Source organism: Paraburkholderia caffeinilytica (assembly GCF_003368325.1).
Taxonomy (GTDB): domain Bacteria; phylum Pseudomonadota; class Gammaproteobacteria; order Burkholderiales; family Burkholderiaceae; genus Paraburkholderia; species Paraburkholderia caffeinilytica.
Genome location: NZ_CP031467.1, coordinates 3,332,552 through 3,346,638, shown reverse-complemented (window position 1 = coordinate 3,346,638; position 14,087 = coordinate 3,332,552). Strand labels below are relative to the sequence as shown.

Here is a 14,087-nt window from a genome sequence, read left to right as displayed (position 1 = left end):
GCTCAGCCTCCGCGCGCACTGAGCGCGGTGGAGTCGGCCCTGGCGCCGGCACCGGCACCCGCATCCGCATCGAAAGCACGTTGCAGACGGCGGTCGGCGCGCTGCATCAGCACGATATAAACGACGATCAACGCAACGTAGATCAGAATCGCCCCTTGCGCACCGAAGTAGAACGGCAACCTGAAGCCGATGAAACGGACCTGATTCAACGCCGGCGCCACCAGCGGCAAAACGAACGACACCGCGAAGCCGACCGTCATCAGCGTCGCGATCAACGCGAGATTGAAGCGCCAGTACTTCCGATGCGCGCGTGCCATCGCTGCCGAGACCGCTGGCGGTTCGGGCGCGGGATTGAGCGTAGCGTGAGAAGAGTGGTGTGGCGCGGCCATGCGCCTATGTATCAAAAAGCCACCGGGCAGGCAATCGGGATTGTCCGCGCGGTGGCTTTCACTGCCTAAGCCCAGTGCCTGATACCTGGGTCCGGTCAAGGGCGCATCGTCCGGCACACCCGTGCTGCAGACCCAGGCAAATTCAAGCTCAGAGCGACTCGCCGAGCTGATCGAGAATCGCCGGGTTCTCCAGGGTGGACACGTCCTGGGTGATCTCCTCGCCCTTCGCGAGCGAGCGCAACAGGCGGCGCATGATCTTGCCCGAACGCGTCTTCGGCAGGTTCTCGCCGAAGCGGATGTCCTTCGGCTTGGCGATCGGACCGATCTCCTTGGCAACCCAGTTGCGCAGTTCGTTGGCGAGCTTCACCGCGTCTTCACCTTCGGGACGCGCGCGCTTGAGCACCACGAATGCGCATACGGCTTCGCCGGTGGTCGCATCAGGGCGTCCCACCACGGCCGCTTCAGCCACGATCGGGTTCGACACCAGCGCCGACTCGATCTCCATAGTGCCGAGGCGGTGGCCGGACACGTTGAGCACATCGTCGATGCGGCCCATGATCGTGAAGTAGCCGGTTTCCTTGTCGCGCACCGCGCCATCGCCGGCGAGATATAGCGTGCCGCCGAGTTCTTCGGGGAAGTAGCTCTTCTTGTAACGGTCCGGATCGCCCCACACGTTGCGCAACATCGACGGCCATGGGCGCTTCACCACCAGAATGCCGCCCTGCCCGTTCGGCACGTCCTGGCCGGTTTCATCGACGACAGCCGCCATGATGCCCGGCAGCGGCAGCGTGCACGAACCCGGCACCAGCGGCGTGGCGCCCGGCAGCGGCGTGATCATGTGGCCGCCGGTTTCGGTTTGCCACCACGTATCGACGATCGGGCAACGGCCGCCGCCGACGTTCTCGTGATACCACACCCACGCTTCCGGATTGATCGGCTCGCCGACCGTGCCGATGATGCGCAGCGTCGACAGATCGTAGCTCTTCGGATGCACTTTTTCGTCCGCTTCGGCGGCCTTGATCAGCGAGCGGATCGCGGTCGGCGCGGTATAGAACAGGGTGACCTTGTGCCTCGCGATCATGTCCCAGAAGCGGCCGGCGTTCGGATAGGTCGGCACGCCTTCGAACACGACCTGGGTGCCGCCGAGCGTCAACGGACCATACGTGATGTAGCTATGGCCGGTGATCCAGCCGATGTCGGCGGTACACCAGAACACGTCCGTGGGCTTCCAGTCGAACGTCCACTTCATGGTCTGCGCGGCCCACAGCAGATAGCCGCCGGTGCTGTGCTGCACGCCCTTCGGCTTGCCGGTCGAACCCGACGTGTACAGGATGAAAAGCGGATGCTCGGCGCCGACCCACTCCGGCGCGCATTGATCCGATTCGGCCTGCGTGAGTTCGTGCATCCACAGATCGCGGCTTTCGTTCCATGCGATCTTGCCGCCGGTGCGCTGGTAGACGATCACGCTCTTCACCGCATCGCAGCCGCCCATGGCAATGGCTTCGTCGGCGATGTTCTTGAGCGGCAGGGCCTTTCCGCCGCGCATCTGTTCGTCGGAGGTGACGAGCGCGACGGCGCCCACGTCGACCAGCCGCTCATTGAGCGACTTCGACGAAAAGCCGCCGAACACGACCGAATGCGTTGCACCGATCCGCGCGCACGCCTGCATCGCGACGATGCCTTCGATCGACATCGGCATATAGATCACGACGCGATCGCCCTTCTTCACGCCGCGTTTTTTCAGTGCATTCGCAAAGCGCGATACACGTTGCAGCAGATCATGGTAGGTGACGTTGGTGACGGTGCCGTCGTCGGCTTCGAAGATGATCGCGACGCGCTCGCCATTACCGGCTTCGACATGACGGTCGATGCTGTTATATGACGCGTTCAGCTGGCCGTCGTCGAACCACGTGTAGAAAGGTGCCTTCGATTCGTCGAGCACCTTGGTGAAGGGCGTGTTCCAGCTTAGCGTCTCGCGTGCGAGGCGCCCCCAGAAACCTTCGTAATCGCGCTCCGCTTCGGCGGCCAGCGCCCGGTACGCATCCATGCCGGAAATCGTCGCACCGGCCGCTGCTTCAGCGGAGGGCGGGAAAACACGGTGTTCGTGAAGAACCGATTCAATCGCAGACATCGACAACCCCTTGGTGAAGATGAAACGTAAAACCTGTGCCGGTGCGCCGATGGCGCGCCATGTTGTTCGGAATTGCGGCTAGTGTTTCCGGTATTCGTCAGCCTGATTCCCCTGCCGCGCCGCACCATGCACGCGATCGCTCGCCGACTTTCGAACACAATAAAGGCCTCAACTTACCCGCTACTTACGCGAAGCGGTACGGTAGCCAAGACGCGTTTTGCCTTGCCGCTTACAGTCTCCAATGTTAACCCATGCAATCTGACAATGTGATGGTTGCATGCCTGTGACGGGAACGTGGTATCGCTATTCGGGCAAAAGGACTTAGGGTTACTCCTGGGGTGGATCGTAGTTTTCCATGGCGATCCGCGAGCGCCGAGGCGCCGGCCTGTCGAACGACACGATGCCGCCCGACCGAAATCCCGGCTACCTTCAAGCGCTCGCGGCAGCCTTGAAGAACACCCGGATACGATCCAGATAAATCCACCGCGGCACGTATCGCCGACCCGCAGGGCCGCTTGCCGGCGGCGCCTCGCGAGCCCGACGGCTCGCCTGAGTCTCATCATGGCGGGATATGAATTCCGCCCTCTGCGATCAAGTGCCGAACAGTTCGTATTCCACGGATCCCCTATAAATAAGTATGCCTCATTAAAATTCGATTTCTCTAACATGTCGGACACGGAGCCCATTCCACATCGTCGGCAACGCGGTTCCGGATGTCCAGTCAGGCCGACTTTTTCAGGAATATCGACATGCAAGCAGCGATGCAAACCAATCAGCTTTCCCTCGCGATCCAGGCTCACGCGAATATTTTTTCGAACCTCGCCACGCAGTCGCAGCTTTCGAATGCCGGCGCATTCGGCGCTCGCGACTCGTCGTCGCGGATGTCCAATATGCTGAGCAACTACTCGAAGGCAACGTTCGCCATGAGCAACTACGCCTCGGGGAATGACGCGAGCAGTAGCTTCATGGCCCAATCCATGACGATCAGCCGCAGCTCGTCTTACGCCCAACCGCCGGCGCGCTGCGATCGCCGGGACGATCCGTATGGCGGCCGTGGCAACACGCAGCGCGACTGCCGCATCGACATCGACTATCGCGAGCACGACCGCACGCCGCCGCGCAACGACAGCAACTGCTGCGGCACAAGCAACGGCACGCAATGGAGCAACACCGCCGTCACCAATAACAAGGCAAGCATCGACCTCGGCGACTACAAGCTCAACTTCAACAAGGCCGATTCCTCGATGGTCATGACCAACGCGAAAACCGGCGACACGACCAAGATCTACGGCGACCCGCACATCGATCAGCACGCCAACTCGGGCAACAAGAGCTCAGCGATGTTCAACGGCCCGATGACGTTCACACTACCGGACACCACCAAGATCACAGTCGGCACGCAAGCGGCGAAGAACAACCCGAAGGTCTCCTTTGCGGACGACGTCACCATCACGCGCGGCAACCAGGGGTACGTCGTCAAAGGCCTCAGCGAACAGAACAGCGCGGGCCTGACCATCCAGAAGAGCCGCGACGGCCGTCAGTTGGACAACGCCACGCCGGACGGCTATACCCTGGTGGCCGCTCGTGACGGCACGGGCTGGATCGACCCGACCACCGGCAAGCAGCCGACGCAGAGCGACTTCAACCGCGCCAAGGCGTAACAGCGCCGTTTGCGGAGCCCGAGTCGCCGGCGCGGGCGGTACAGGCTGGCCGGCGAACGGTGTGGACGCGCGCCGGGCACGGAACAACGCGTTGGTGAAGAGGCAGACACGAGCCTTAAAAAACCGGGCGACTCTTTTCAGGTCGCCCGGCACTATTGTTGCCGCTCATCGTGGACGGCCTTGGGTAACAGTGTGCGGTGCTAGCCAGGGTCACGCAAACGGATCAGACAATCGCGAGCCCTTGCAGTAGCGTCGTCCTGCATGATCGTCTCGCGTCGCCAGTTCGTTAGCGCTTGCGCGGCCGCTTCGCACGCGTCGGCGTGCGCCATCTCGGCCTCCGTCAACTGACGACGCAATGCCGGCATGCGCGCGTCGTGTGCACGCAAGGTCGCATGCCATTGCCGGCTTGCGCGCGAGTCGCCCTGGCAGGCAGCTAGCACGCGCAACCGTTCTTCGGCGTGCCGCTCCAGCACCGCGCGCCGCGCGGCTACCTCGGCCGCCGCACGGCGCTCGCCATGGCGCGCGACCGCCATCTCGCGTAACCGGCGCTGGACCCGCAAGCGCCGCACGCGTGCGAGCAAGCGCCAGAATTCGGCCAACCGGGAAATGCTGTGCGTCATGTCCATCGATCGCCGACACTCAGTGCATGCAATTGCATGCCCGTATCGCGCCAGGAACAACTCGCGTCGTAGGGCTGGCGCAGAAAGCGCTGGATCGCCGGGCGTTGGTCGATGGCCCGATCAGTGTCCGCATCGCGGCCGCGCTGATATTCGCCGATCTGCAGCAACAGTTCAATTTCCTCGTAGCGCGCGAGCCAGTCGCGCACCCGGTTCGCCTCCGCTTGATGAGCGGCGCTGGAAACGCGCGTCATCAGGCGGCTGCGGCTACGCAGAATGTCGATGGCGGGATAGTGGCCGGCCGCGCCCAACTTCGAGGATAGCTGGATATGCCCGTCGAGCAACGAGCGCGCCTCCTCCGCGACCGGATCGGATAGATCGGTCTCGTCGGCGAGCACGGTGTAGAACGCGGTGATGCTGCCCTGCGCCGTCGCACCGGCCGATTCGATCAAGCGCGGTAGCTGTGCAAACACACTCGGCGGAAAACCGCCTCGCAAAGGCGGCTCGCCGACTGCCAGGCCGAGTTCGCGCAATGCGCGCGCATAGCGGGTCAGCGAATCGAACAGCAACAGAACGTGCCGTCCGCTCGCGCGCAGCCCGACGGCGACTTGCGCTGCCAGTTCCGCCGCCTTGATCCGCTCGGCGGCAGGACGATCGGACGTCGCGGCGATCACGACCGTCGACACGCGCCGGCGCTCGAGGTGGTCGTGAATGAATTCGGCCACCTCGCGGCCGCGTTCGCCGATCAAGGCCACGACGATCGCGTCGGTCGACGCGCCGTTCGCGATCATGCCCATGATGGTGCTCTTGCCGCCGCCCGCCGGGGCGAAGATGCCGGTGCGCTGACCCACGCCGCAGGTGAGCAGGCCGTCGATAGCCCGCACGCCGGTGGCGAACGGCTTGGCGATGACCGGCCGCTCGAGCGGGTTGAGGGTCACTCCTGGCTCGACTCGCACAACAGCCGTGGGGGCGAGCTGTTGCAGCGCGGGTCCGCCGTCGAGCGGATTGCCCAGCCCGTCTACCACGCGGCCGAGCAGCCCTGGCGCGTCGAACGTGCCCCAACTCGCACCACAGCCTTGTACCTCGGTGATATTCGACAGACCGTTCAGCCCGGCAAGCGGCATGACCAGCGCGCCGTCATGCGCAAACCCGACGACTTCCCCGTACTGTGCCTCGAGCGTGTCCGGACGCACGAGCCGCACCTTCTCGCCGATCCGCAACGACACGCCCACGACCCGCGCGATGACCCCGCGCGCCTCGACCACCCGTCCGTGCAACGTCGGCACGGACGCAAACACCGGCGCATTCTTTCCCAACGATTGCATGACCTCCCCTTTTACGCCGCGCCCAGCGTCGCGACTGCTTGAATACGGTAGACGTCGAGGGGAATTTCTTCGATGGCCAGCACCTCGATGCGCTGACCGAAGTCGTGCAACAACCGCGCAAGATGCGGACGCACGACCGCATTGGTCACGATCAGCGCGACCCCTGCCGGCCCTGCCGTCAGAATGCGCTGCGCGCGCTCCAGTTCTTCCACTGAGAGCACGCATTGCGGCTCGCCGTCGACACCGCTTCGGATCTGCACTTCGAGAGCTGCTTCCCACGACGGTTCCAGCACAGCCGCGAAGATGGTCCACGTCTCCAGGTCAGCGTAGCGGCGCGCGATCTGCGGCCCGAGCTCGATGCGCGCCTGGCGTACCATCCGGTCGATGGTTCGCTCGGACGCCGGCACGTGCACGACGCCTTCAAGAATCGCGCGCAAATTGCGGATCGGCACGCGTTGCTGCACCAATTGCCGCAGCACGCTGCCAAGTTGCACCGTCGTCGCGGCCTGACCGGCCTGCTCGACCAATTCCCGAAATTCGATCGACAATTGGTCGAGTAAAAAGCGCGTCTCCTGAGTGCCGAGAAAATCGGCCGCCGAGCGTTCGCAGATTTCGGCGAGGTGCTCGCATAGCGCCTCGTCGACGCTTGCCTTGTGAATGTCCGGGTCGTCGATCGACGCAGCCATCGCGCTCGACACCCAGACCGATTTCTCCGCTCGTGGCCGGTAACCCGCGACACCGTCGAATACAACGTGCTTCTCATCGCCGCTCACCAGCATATGCGCACCGACCAGCGTGCCGCTTGCAAACGGCACGTCCTCGATATCGACGATGTAACGCTCAGGCGCGAGACGCGCGTCGCGCAGCAGCGCAAGACCCGGAAACGGCACGCCCAGTTCGACCATCAGCTTGCGGCGCAACTGGCCAAGCTGCCGGTTCAGCGCCTCGGGCCGCAACGCATCGAATGCCTGTACGCCAAGGCGCAAGCGCAACGCCGCACTGGTGCCCAGTTCGACGTCGTCGAGAATACGCGGCACATAGTTGCCGCCGTCGCGCGTCATGCCGGGCATGAGTGCACGCTGCGAATTGGCCGCGAGCGAGGCGTTGCGCATCAGGGTCAGCGCGAGCGCAAGCAACAGGGCGCCGGCTACGAGGAATTGCACGTGCGGAAAACCAGGAATCGCCCCCAGCGAAAGACAGGCCACACCGGCCATGCCGATCGCTTTGGGATGCCCCGCCAGTTGCCTGTAGATATCGCTGCCGAGATGGGCATCCGCGCCTTCGGCGCCACTCACCCGGGTGACCAGGATACCGGCGGCCACGGACACGATCAGCGACGGAATCTGCGACACCAGGCCGTCACCCACGGTCAGGATCGTGTACGTGTGCAGTGCGTCGGCAAACGACATGCCGCGCTGCGCGATACCGACCGCCAGTCCGCCAACGATATTCACGAGCGCGACGACGAGCCCGGCCACCGCATCGCCCTTGACGAATTTCATCGCGCCGTCGAGCGAACCGTAGAAATAAGTTTCGCGTTCGAGCGACGCCCGCAACCGGCTTGCCTGGGCGGCCGTGACCACACCGTTGCGCATGTCGGCGTCGATACTCATCTGGCGCCCCGGAATGCCGTCGAGCGTGAAGCGGGCCGCCACTTCCGCGACGCGGTCCGCGCCTTTCGCCACGACAATGAACTGAATCGCCGCCAGCACGACAAACACCACGAGGCCCACCGCCACGTTGCCGCCCACCACCATTTCGCCGAACGCGCCGATGATCTGGCCGGCGTGCGCGTGGAGCAGAATCATTTTGGTCGATGCAATGGCCAACGCGAGGCGCAACAAAGTGGTGATCAGCAGTAGCGACGGGAAGCTGGCGAGATCCGCGGCTTTCGACACATACAGCGTGGCGGTCAGCATGGTCAGACCGGAAGCGAAGCTCAAGCAGATGAACAGGTCGAGTACGAACGGCGGCACGGGCACGATCAGCAATGCCAGGACCGCCAGAATGCCGACGCCGATTGCGAGGTCCGCGTGACGCGCGAAGAAGGCCGATAGATCGTAGCGGCTGAGAATGGAACGGTTCGACATCTTATTGGCCAAGCTCCCGATGAAGCGCGCGACGACGGCTTTTTACGTAAGGATCGCCTTCGTCGTCGCGATATTCGCGTTTGATTTCGCTTTTATCCATGCGTAGCCCGCGCAGCCACAAAAAGCGCTGGACGACGTAGTCGGCAACGCCGGGCGCGATCTGCGAAGCGGCCATCCAGGCCAGCAGATGCGAGTGCGACATTGCCGTGTAGCCGAGATGAACCGGCAATGAAAACGCCCATGCCGGGGCAAGCTGGCGCAACCAGACAGCGAGCGCCTGGCCGAACAGGAACAGCAGGATCGTGAACTGAACGAGGGTGAGAACCGTGTCCCACACCAGGCGCAGGCTGAACATCTGCTTGAGTCCTTCGACGGGATTCAGGCGCTTGAGATCAGGCATCACACGCTTCCACGCGAGCAGTCCACGCGTTTGCACCAACTCGGGCACCAGCACCGCGAGCGCACCGACACCAAGCGCCGTCAATACCGGCGCCGTAAAGGCGGTCAGCGCGGCAAACGTCGACGCAAGCCGGTCGCCGAAATCGCGCGAGGCATCCAGTGTCGTCACATGCAGGATCAGCCGGCCACCGAGTGCGTACCATTCAGGCCCCTCGATGAACAGATACAGCCACCAGCACAGGCCGCTGAACACCACGGTCAAATGCGTGCTTTTGGCGATCTCGCCGTCCTGGCGGGCGCGCCGAATCCGTTTGGGCGTCGGGGCTTCGGTTTTGTTGCTCATCGCAAATGGATCACGGAATCGAACGCGGCGCGCAATTGCGCGAATAACGCAGGCACGCTGAGCACGGTGGCGAACGTTAAAACCGCAGCTTTCACGGTGCGCGCGGTCGTAAACGGATTGAGCCGCTTCGCATGCCGTGACATCAGACCGAACGCGATATCGACAAGGAGCATGAGACCGAGCAACGGGCTCGCGAGACGCACGCCCTCGCTGAACGAGTTGGCGAGATTGCGCAGCGCAAGCTGCTGGAATAGGTCGGCCAGATCGCCGCGCCACCGACCGGGCGGCCACAGCATCCACGCGTCCGTGAAGAAACCGAACAGCAACGACAAACCCGGCCCCGTGAACAGCGTCAACGCGGCGAACTGCAGGAACAGCGTTTCGAAGAGCGCCGCCTCTTCCTGAAAGTGCGGATCATAAATGGCGGCGCTTCCGTAGCCGCCCTGCTGGTCGAGCACGGCGCCGGCCGCCGCCGCGGCATGAAAGATCGTGCCGAGCAGCAGGCCGAGCGCGGCCCCGGTCGCGAGTTCCAGGCAAATCGCCAACGGCAGGCGCGGAGGCCAGCCGACCTGGCCGGGCAACATGGCGACTGCGAGCATGACGGGTAGTCGCAGCACGATTCCCAGCGAGCCGCTCTGCCCGAATGGGATCATGAAAAGCGCGACGGCGGGCCGGATCGTACAGAACGCAAAACCTTCCAGATAGCGGATGTGGTCCATGCTCAATGCAAGCGCCCCGCCGCGATAAAGGTGAACACATGCGAGATGAAACGCGTGAGTTCGCGGCTCGCCCACGGCGCGGTGACCACCAGCACGAAGCCCACACAGATGATCTTCGCGCCGTACGGCAGGCTCTGGTCCTGAATCTGCGTAATCGACTGCAACAGCCCGATCAGCAGACCGACAGCGGTGGCCACCGCGAGCGCCGGCAGAGACAGCCAGAACACCAGCATCAGCGCGTCGCTGGTCAACGTGGTGAGAGAAGGCGCGCCGTTCATTTTGCATAGCTGACGATCAGGCCGTGCATGAGCCTGGAGACGCCCGATACCGACACGAAGATAAACAGCTTCAACGGAATCGACACCGTGCTTGGCGAGAGCATCATCATGCCCATCGCGCTCAGTACGTTGGCGACCACCAGGTCCACCACCAGAAATGCGATATAGAGCAGGAAGCCCGCCTCGAATCCGCTCGATATCTCGCTGATCAGGAATGCAGGAATCAGCAATTGCAAGTCTGTTTCGCGCGCGTCGCGCTGCGGATCGATCCGTTTCGCCGCACCGACGAGAAATTGCCGTTCGTCGGGCCGCGAGTGCTTCATCATGAAATCGCCGAGCGGACCGCGCACGGCCTGCACCAGTTCGGCGGGCCGAGGCATGGCAGTTTGCGCATCGTCGCCGGTATCGAACGCGGCTTCGATCTTCGACAGTGTGGGCGCCATGACCACCAGGGTCGCCGCGAGAGCGATGCCGGAAATCACCAGATTGCTCGGCGCCTGCTGCACGCCGAGCGCGGAGCGCAGCAGCGTCAGCACGATGCTGAACTTGGTGAACGAGGTCGTCATCACGACCGCGAGCGGCAGCAGGCCGAGCATGAAAAACACACTAACGACCTGCAACGGATCGAGTTGAGCGGTCATGCCGGCAGGTCCTCGTGAGTCAGCCGCGTGACACGCACGCCCATCGCACCGTCGATATCGATCAATTCGCCGCGAGCAAACGGAATGCCTTGGCACAGGAGCGTGACTTTGCGCTCGCTCGCCGGCAGCCGGAACGCAACGATCGACCCTTCGCGCAGATGCGCCAGTTCGGCCACCGACAGCGACAACGTGCCGAGTACCGCCTCGAACGCGAAAGTGATGGCGTCGATGGGCAGCAGCTCGCTGCTCATTTCGACAGGCTGGGTTTCATCGGTCATGACGTGGTTTATCAAGGTGTACTCCTCAGTGAATTTCAGCAGAATTCGGCACGTGCCCGTTCGCAACGGCACACGCAGATAACTCGAATGACGGTCGAACAACAACGCGTCGCCCACTGCGATCCGTCGCAACCGCGGCAGCGACAGCGACGGACCCGCGAGGCAAACCGGCAAGCGCGCATACAGACGGCTCAGCAGTGCCTCCCTGGAGCGCACCGGCGGCACACGCGATCGCAGCCATGCATCGACCGCCGGGTTGCGAAACGAAAAATGAGCCGTGCGGCCGCTCGCCTCATGCGTGATCGCGAGCGCGTACGCACCCGGTTCCGCCGCGGCGTCGAACGCAATGGCGGTCAGGTCGATCGTGAAGCCGAACAGCCCCTCGAACGCACACAGCCAGTCACTCAATGCGTCGGCGACCTGCGCGAGCGCCGCGTCGCCGCGCGCGTCGACGACCGACTGCGTCAGCTCCGGCACAAGCGCACCGGCATCGCAGCCGGCGCTGAACGGCGCCAACCCCGCGGAGCCCAACAAGCGCAATGGATAACGCTCGCGGCAACGCTCGAACTGCAAGGTAAAGCGCCGCGTGCCGACAGACACCGCGTGCGGGCTGCCAAAGTGGCGAATCGCCAGATTGATGCGCTCGGCGTCCGCGAGCGTCACGGTTTCCATGTCGGACCAGAGACTCATGCCGTCTCCCGCACGACTGGACGCCGGACCACGCGAACGGCGTTCGGCACGGGCGGCGAGGCGCGCAATGCCGACGACGCCGTGGTGGGCACAAATGCCGCCAGCGCGGCAAGCGTCTGCCGCACGCCGTCCTCGATCGTGTCGAGCGCCGTGCGCCCCGAGCCGTCGGCGAAGTCATGGTCACGCAGCACCGCCGCCACACTGTCGCGGATGCCGCGCTCCAGCGCGCCCAGCTGAAGCTTCAAACCGCCGTCGATCACGCCGGACTCGGTTTCGACAACACACGAGTGAGCAGGCAGTCCCGCATCAGCCAGCACGCTGCATAGCGGAGCGCCAAGATCCCGCTCGACAGTCGCGATAAGGCGCATCGCGTCATCGAATGCGGCCGGCGCGACGCGTACCGAAATCAGCCGCTGCGACTGCGCCACCGTGATCGAGCGGCGCAACTGATTGGTCAACGCCGCCGAAGGCGGCAGTTGGCCCACTATGTCGCTCACCGCGCAAAGGACGATCTGCGTCAGTTCGTCCTCGAGACGATGGGCGGCGAACGCCGCCGCGGCCATGCGTCCGGCGTGTTCACGCAGCGCCGCCGCCGTCCCGGCTGCATGGCCGCGGCGCCATGCCCGGCGCTTGAGTTCGCGCACCTGCGCGCCGAGGCGGCCGCGCTCGAGCGCCGCGTCGGCCGCGCGATCCGCGTCGGCAGCACGCAGGCCGTCCAGCGACGTCAGCTCATGCGCGCTCAGATGTCCGTCCGATTCAATCCGCCAGGCACCCATTCGACAGATCAGCATGGATGAGCCTCCATCAAACGGCGAGCCTCGGCGACCAGTTCACGCGCACCGGCAGCGCTCAGATCGCACACGCGATAGTTGACCGCGGCCTCGGAAATCTCGCGCGGCAAGCGCAGACTCCACCAGAACGCGTAGCGCGAATCGGCGGCGGCTCGAAGCGTCAGCGCCAGCCCGGCGGCCGTCATGTCGCGCCGGCTGAACAGCGACGGCGTCGGCTCGAGGTTCACATCGGTCGTGTTGGCGCGCGCATGCCGCTGGATCTCGCGCAGCATGTGCGGCGCGACGCCGGCCGCAAATGCGGCCCGAGCCTGCACGGCGACCACGCGGCGCAGCGAAGGCGCGAACGCGAGCGCGGCGACGATCCGGCACAAGCGCGCGCAGGCAGGGCGCGGCCAGATCGGCAGCGCCGGCGGCACGTCGGCCAGCGCCACTTGAACCAGTTGGGGATAACGGGTGAACAGAAACGCATGAGCGGCGCGCGCGGTGCGTTCGTCGCGCACGGGTTGCCCTCGTTCGAGCCAGCTGTGATGCGCCCAGTAGGCAGGCGCGCAGGTGTAGGCGTGTCTCATGCGTCGCCTCCAACGCGATTCGCGGACTTCGAACGGGTGCTCGCGGGAGCCGCATCGCCGCGCTTCTTCGGCTTGAACCACACGCGCTTTCCCGAGCGCCACAGCCAGATCGAGCCGGTGCCCAGCGCCACGAGCAAGGCCAGCACGCACAGCACGGCCGTGGCGCGCGACGGCGTGTGGCCGCCGGGCTGCGCGCAAACCGTGGCCGGCACAGCGCCGGCAGCACTGGCCACGTCTCCGTTGATTGGGCAATCTCCCGGGAAGGTCAGCACGGGCGTAACCGGAACGAGCGTCAGCGACACGCGCGCCGGTGTCAGCCCTTCTATGCCGCCCGCGACCAGCGCGCGAATCCGGTCACGCATCGGTTCGAGGTTGTAGTCGCTGCGGTAGCGCAGCATCACCGAGGCCGACGGCAGCGTGTCATGAGCCGGGTCCAACGGATCCTTCTCCGGCAGCACGATATGCACGCGTGCAAGCAGCACGCCGTCCATTTTTTCGAGCGTCTCGGCGAGCTCCTGCGATAACCCGTACACGTAGCGAACGCGGTCCTCCTCGGGGCTCGAGATCAACCCCTGCCGGCTGAACAGTTCGCCCAGATTCGCATGGCTGCCGCGCGGCAACGCATAGGTGCTTGCCAGTTCGGTGGCGAGCACCGCGTCGGCGTCGTCGACCGTGATGTTCCAGGTCCGATCGGGATTCCGCTCTTTATAGCCGCTGATGCCGTGGTGGCTCAGCGCGGCGACGATGCGGTTCGCCTGGTCCTCCTCCAGGCCTTCGAAAAGCGAGGTTCTGCAGCCGGCGAGGAGGAACAGCATCGGCAACAGGGTCAGGGCGCGGCGCATCAGCTTCGCTGCGAAAGGGTCTGGATCGCACGGCCGGTCTCGTCGGCGACGCGCACCGTCATCTGGACCTGCACGGAGAAAGCGCCCATGTCGGCCTGCAGACGCAGCATGTCCGAGGTCGAGATCCGGCCGGCGTCGAGTTGATCCAGATGCGCCGTGAGTTGCTGTGTCGATGCGTCCTGGGCATCTTGCGCGCGCGCCAGCAGACGCTCGATCAACGCGCTGCCGTCGCCCGCGCCATCGGCGGGCCGAACCGCGGCAACAGATACAGGCGACCATGCATCGGCCGGGGCGGGCACGGCATTAACAGGGAGTGGCAACATA

General features: G+C 64.5%; 15 protein-coding genes. 1 reads left to right on the top strand and 14 read right to left on the bottom strand.

The genetic code is table 11. The features are described 5' to 3' along the window. Positions 1 to 2: 2 nt before the first annotated feature. Positions 3 to 389 carry a DUF4212 domain-containing protein gene (locus DSC91_RS31325; RefSeq protein WP_115782397.1) on the bottom strand — a complete coding sequence of 129 codons (387 nt, stop codon included), beginning with the start codon at positions 387 to 389 and terminating at the stop codon, positions 3 to 5. Between the two features lie 148 nt (positions 390 to 537). Further along, positions 538 to 2,520 (bottom strand): acetate--CoA ligase, encoded by a 1,983-nt coding sequence (acs, locus tag DSC91_RS31320; protein ID WP_115783569.1) that lies wholly within the window; start codon positions 2,518 to 2,520, stop codon positions 538 to 540. 749 nt (positions 2,521 to 3,269) lie between these two features. On the opposite strand from acs, the gene DSC91_RS31315 reads away from it, so the two are divergent. After that, entirely contained in the window at positions 3,270 to 4,181 is a 912-nt protein-coding gene (locus DSC91_RS31315; protein WP_162831486.1) for a DUF1521 domain-containing protein, read from the top strand. A gap of 200 nt (positions 4,182 to 4,381) precedes the next feature. Here the strand turns inward: DSC91_RS31315 and DSC91_RS31310 are convergent, their stop codons facing one another. From DSC91_RS31310 to DSC91_RS31255, 12 genes are read right to left on the bottom strand one after another with little or no spacing between them, the layout of a single operon-like run. After that, entirely contained in the window at positions 4,382 to 4,801 is a 420-nt protein-coding gene (locus DSC91_RS31310; RefSeq protein WP_115783568.1) for a hypothetical protein, read from the bottom strand. Beyond that, a complete protein-coding gene (locus DSC91_RS31305; RefSeq protein ID WP_115782395.1) occupies positions 4,798 to 6,123 on the bottom strand; it encodes a FliI/YscN family ATPase in 1,326 nt (441 codons plus the stop codon). Before DSC91_RS31305 ends, DSC91_RS31310 begins: the two co-directional genes overlap by 4 nt. A gap of 11 nt (positions 6,124 to 6,134) precedes the next feature. After that, positions 6,135 to 8,213, bottom strand: a complete 2,079-nt coding sequence (locus tag DSC91_RS31300; protein WP_115782394.1) for a flagellar biosynthesis protein FlhA — start codon at positions 8,211 to 8,213, stop codon at positions 6,135 to 6,137. 1 nt (position 8,214) lies between these two features. After that, complete coding sequence (locus tag DSC91_RS31295; protein WP_115782393.1) at positions 8,215 to 8,955, bottom strand: EscU/YscU/HrcU family type III secretion system export apparatus switch protein; 741 nt, start codon at positions 8,953 to 8,955, stop codon at positions 8,215 to 8,217. After that, positions 8,952 to 9,674, bottom strand: a complete 723-nt coding sequence (locus DSC91_RS31290) for an EscT/YscT/HrcT family type III secretion system export apparatus protein (RefSeq protein WP_115782392.1) — start codon at positions 9,672 to 9,674, stop codon at positions 8,952 to 8,954. The genes DSC91_RS31295 and DSC91_RS31290 overlap by 4 nt, the downstream gene beginning before the upstream one ends. Positions 9,675 to 9,676: 2 nt before the next feature. Next, on the bottom strand, positions 9,677 to 9,952 hold the full coding sequence (gene sctS / locus DSC91_RS31285; protein ID WP_115782391.1) for a type III secretion system export apparatus subunit SctS: 276 nt from the start codon (positions 9,950 to 9,952) through the stop codon (positions 9,677 to 9,679). After that, complete coding sequence (sctR, locus tag DSC91_RS31280) at positions 9,949 to 10,593, bottom strand: type III secretion system export apparatus subunit SctR (RefSeq protein ID WP_115782390.1); 645 nt, start codon at positions 10,591 to 10,593, stop codon at positions 9,949 to 9,951. Before sctR ends, sctS begins: the two co-directional genes overlap by 4 nt. Beyond that, the gene (locus DSC91_RS31275) at positions 10,590 to 11,561 is read right to left on the bottom strand and encodes a FliM/FliN family flagellar motor switch protein (protein WP_115782389.1); all 972 of its coding nucleotides are present in this window, start codon (positions 11,559 to 11,561) and stop codon (positions 10,590 to 10,592) included. The genes sctR and DSC91_RS31275 overlap by 4 nt, the downstream gene beginning before the upstream one ends. Beyond that, positions 11,558 to 12,352: a FliH/SctL family protein gene (locus DSC91_RS31270; RefSeq protein WP_115782388.1), complete on the bottom strand. Its 795-nt coding sequence runs from the start codon at positions 12,350 to 12,352 to the stop codon at positions 11,558 to 11,560. Before DSC91_RS31270 ends, DSC91_RS31275 begins: the two co-directional genes overlap by 4 nt. Beyond that, positions 12,346 to 12,921 (bottom strand): hypothetical protein, encoded by a 576-nt coding sequence (locus DSC91_RS31265; protein ID WP_115782387.1) that lies wholly within the window; start codon positions 12,919 to 12,921, stop codon positions 12,346 to 12,348. Before DSC91_RS31265 ends, DSC91_RS31270 begins: the two co-directional genes overlap by 7 nt. Continuing rightward, entirely contained in the window at positions 12,918 to 13,763 is an 846-nt protein-coding gene (sctJ, locus tag DSC91_RS31260) for a type III secretion system inner membrane ring lipoprotein SctJ (protein ID WP_115782386.1), read from the bottom strand. The genes DSC91_RS31265 and sctJ overlap by 4 nt, the downstream gene beginning before the upstream one ends. Next, positions 13,763 to 14,086: an acyl carrier protein gene (locus DSC91_RS31255; RefSeq protein WP_115782385.1), complete on the bottom strand. Its 324-nt coding sequence runs from the start codon at positions 14,084 to 14,086 to the stop codon at positions 13,763 to 13,765. The genes sctJ and DSC91_RS31255 overlap by 1 nt, the downstream gene beginning before the upstream one ends. Between the last annotated feature and the right edge of the window lies 1 nt (position 14,087).

Coding starts and splice junctions, on each gene's coding strand:
- DSC91_RS31325 (WP_115782397.1), bottom strand. CDS start 389: ATGGCCGCGCCACACCACTCTTCTCACGCTACGCTCAATCCCGCGCCC.
- acs (WP_115783569.1), bottom strand. CDS start 2,520: ATGTCTGCGATTGAATCGGTTCTTCACGAACACCGTGTTTTCCCGCCC.
- DSC91_RS31315 (WP_162831486.1), top strand. CDS start 3,270: ATGCAAGCAGCGATGCAAACCAATCAGCTTTCCCTCGCGATCCAGGCT.
- DSC91_RS31310 (WP_115783568.1), bottom strand. CDS start 4,801: ATGACGCACAGCATTTCCCGGTTGGCCGAATTCTGGCGCTTGCTCGCA.
- DSC91_RS31305 (WP_115782395.1), bottom strand. CDS start 6,123: ATGCAATCGTTGGGAAAGAATGCGCCGGTGTTTGCGTCCGTGCCGACG.
- DSC91_RS31300 (WP_115782394.1), bottom strand. CDS start 8,213: ATGTCGAACCGTTCCATTCTCAGCCGCTACGATCTATCGGCCTTCTTC.
- DSC91_RS31295 (WP_115782393.1), bottom strand. CDS start 8,955: ATGAGCAACAAAACCGAAGCCCCGACGCCCAAACGGATTCGGCGCGCC.
- DSC91_RS31290 (WP_115782392.1), bottom strand. CDS start 9,674: ATGGACCACATCCGCTATCTGGAAGGTTTTGCGTTCTGTACGATCCGG.
- sctS (WP_115782391.1), bottom strand. CDS start 9,952: ATGAACGGCGCGCCTTCTCTCACCACGTTGACCAGCGACGCGCTGATG.
- sctR (WP_115782390.1), bottom strand. CDS start 10,593: ATGACCGCTCAACTCGATCCGTTGCAGGTCGTTAGTGTGTTTTTCATG.
- DSC91_RS31275 (WP_115782389.1), bottom strand. CDS start 11,561: ATGAGTCTCTGGTCCGACATGGAAACCGTGACGCTCGCGGACGCCGAG.
- DSC91_RS31270 (WP_115782388.1), bottom strand. CDS start 12,352: ATGCTGATCTGTCGAATGGGTGCCTGGCGGATTGAATCGGACGGACAT.
- DSC91_RS31265 (WP_115782387.1), bottom strand. CDS start 12,921: ATGAGACACGCCTACACCTGCGCGCCTGCCTACTGGGCGCATCACAGC.
- sctJ (WP_115782386.1), bottom strand. CDS start 13,763: ATGCGCCGCGCCCTGACCCTGTTGCCGATGCTGTTCCTCCTCGCCGGC.
- DSC91_RS31255 (WP_115782385.1), bottom strand. CDS start 14,086: ATGTTGCCACTCCCTGTTAATGCCGTGCCCGCCCCGGCCGATGCATGG.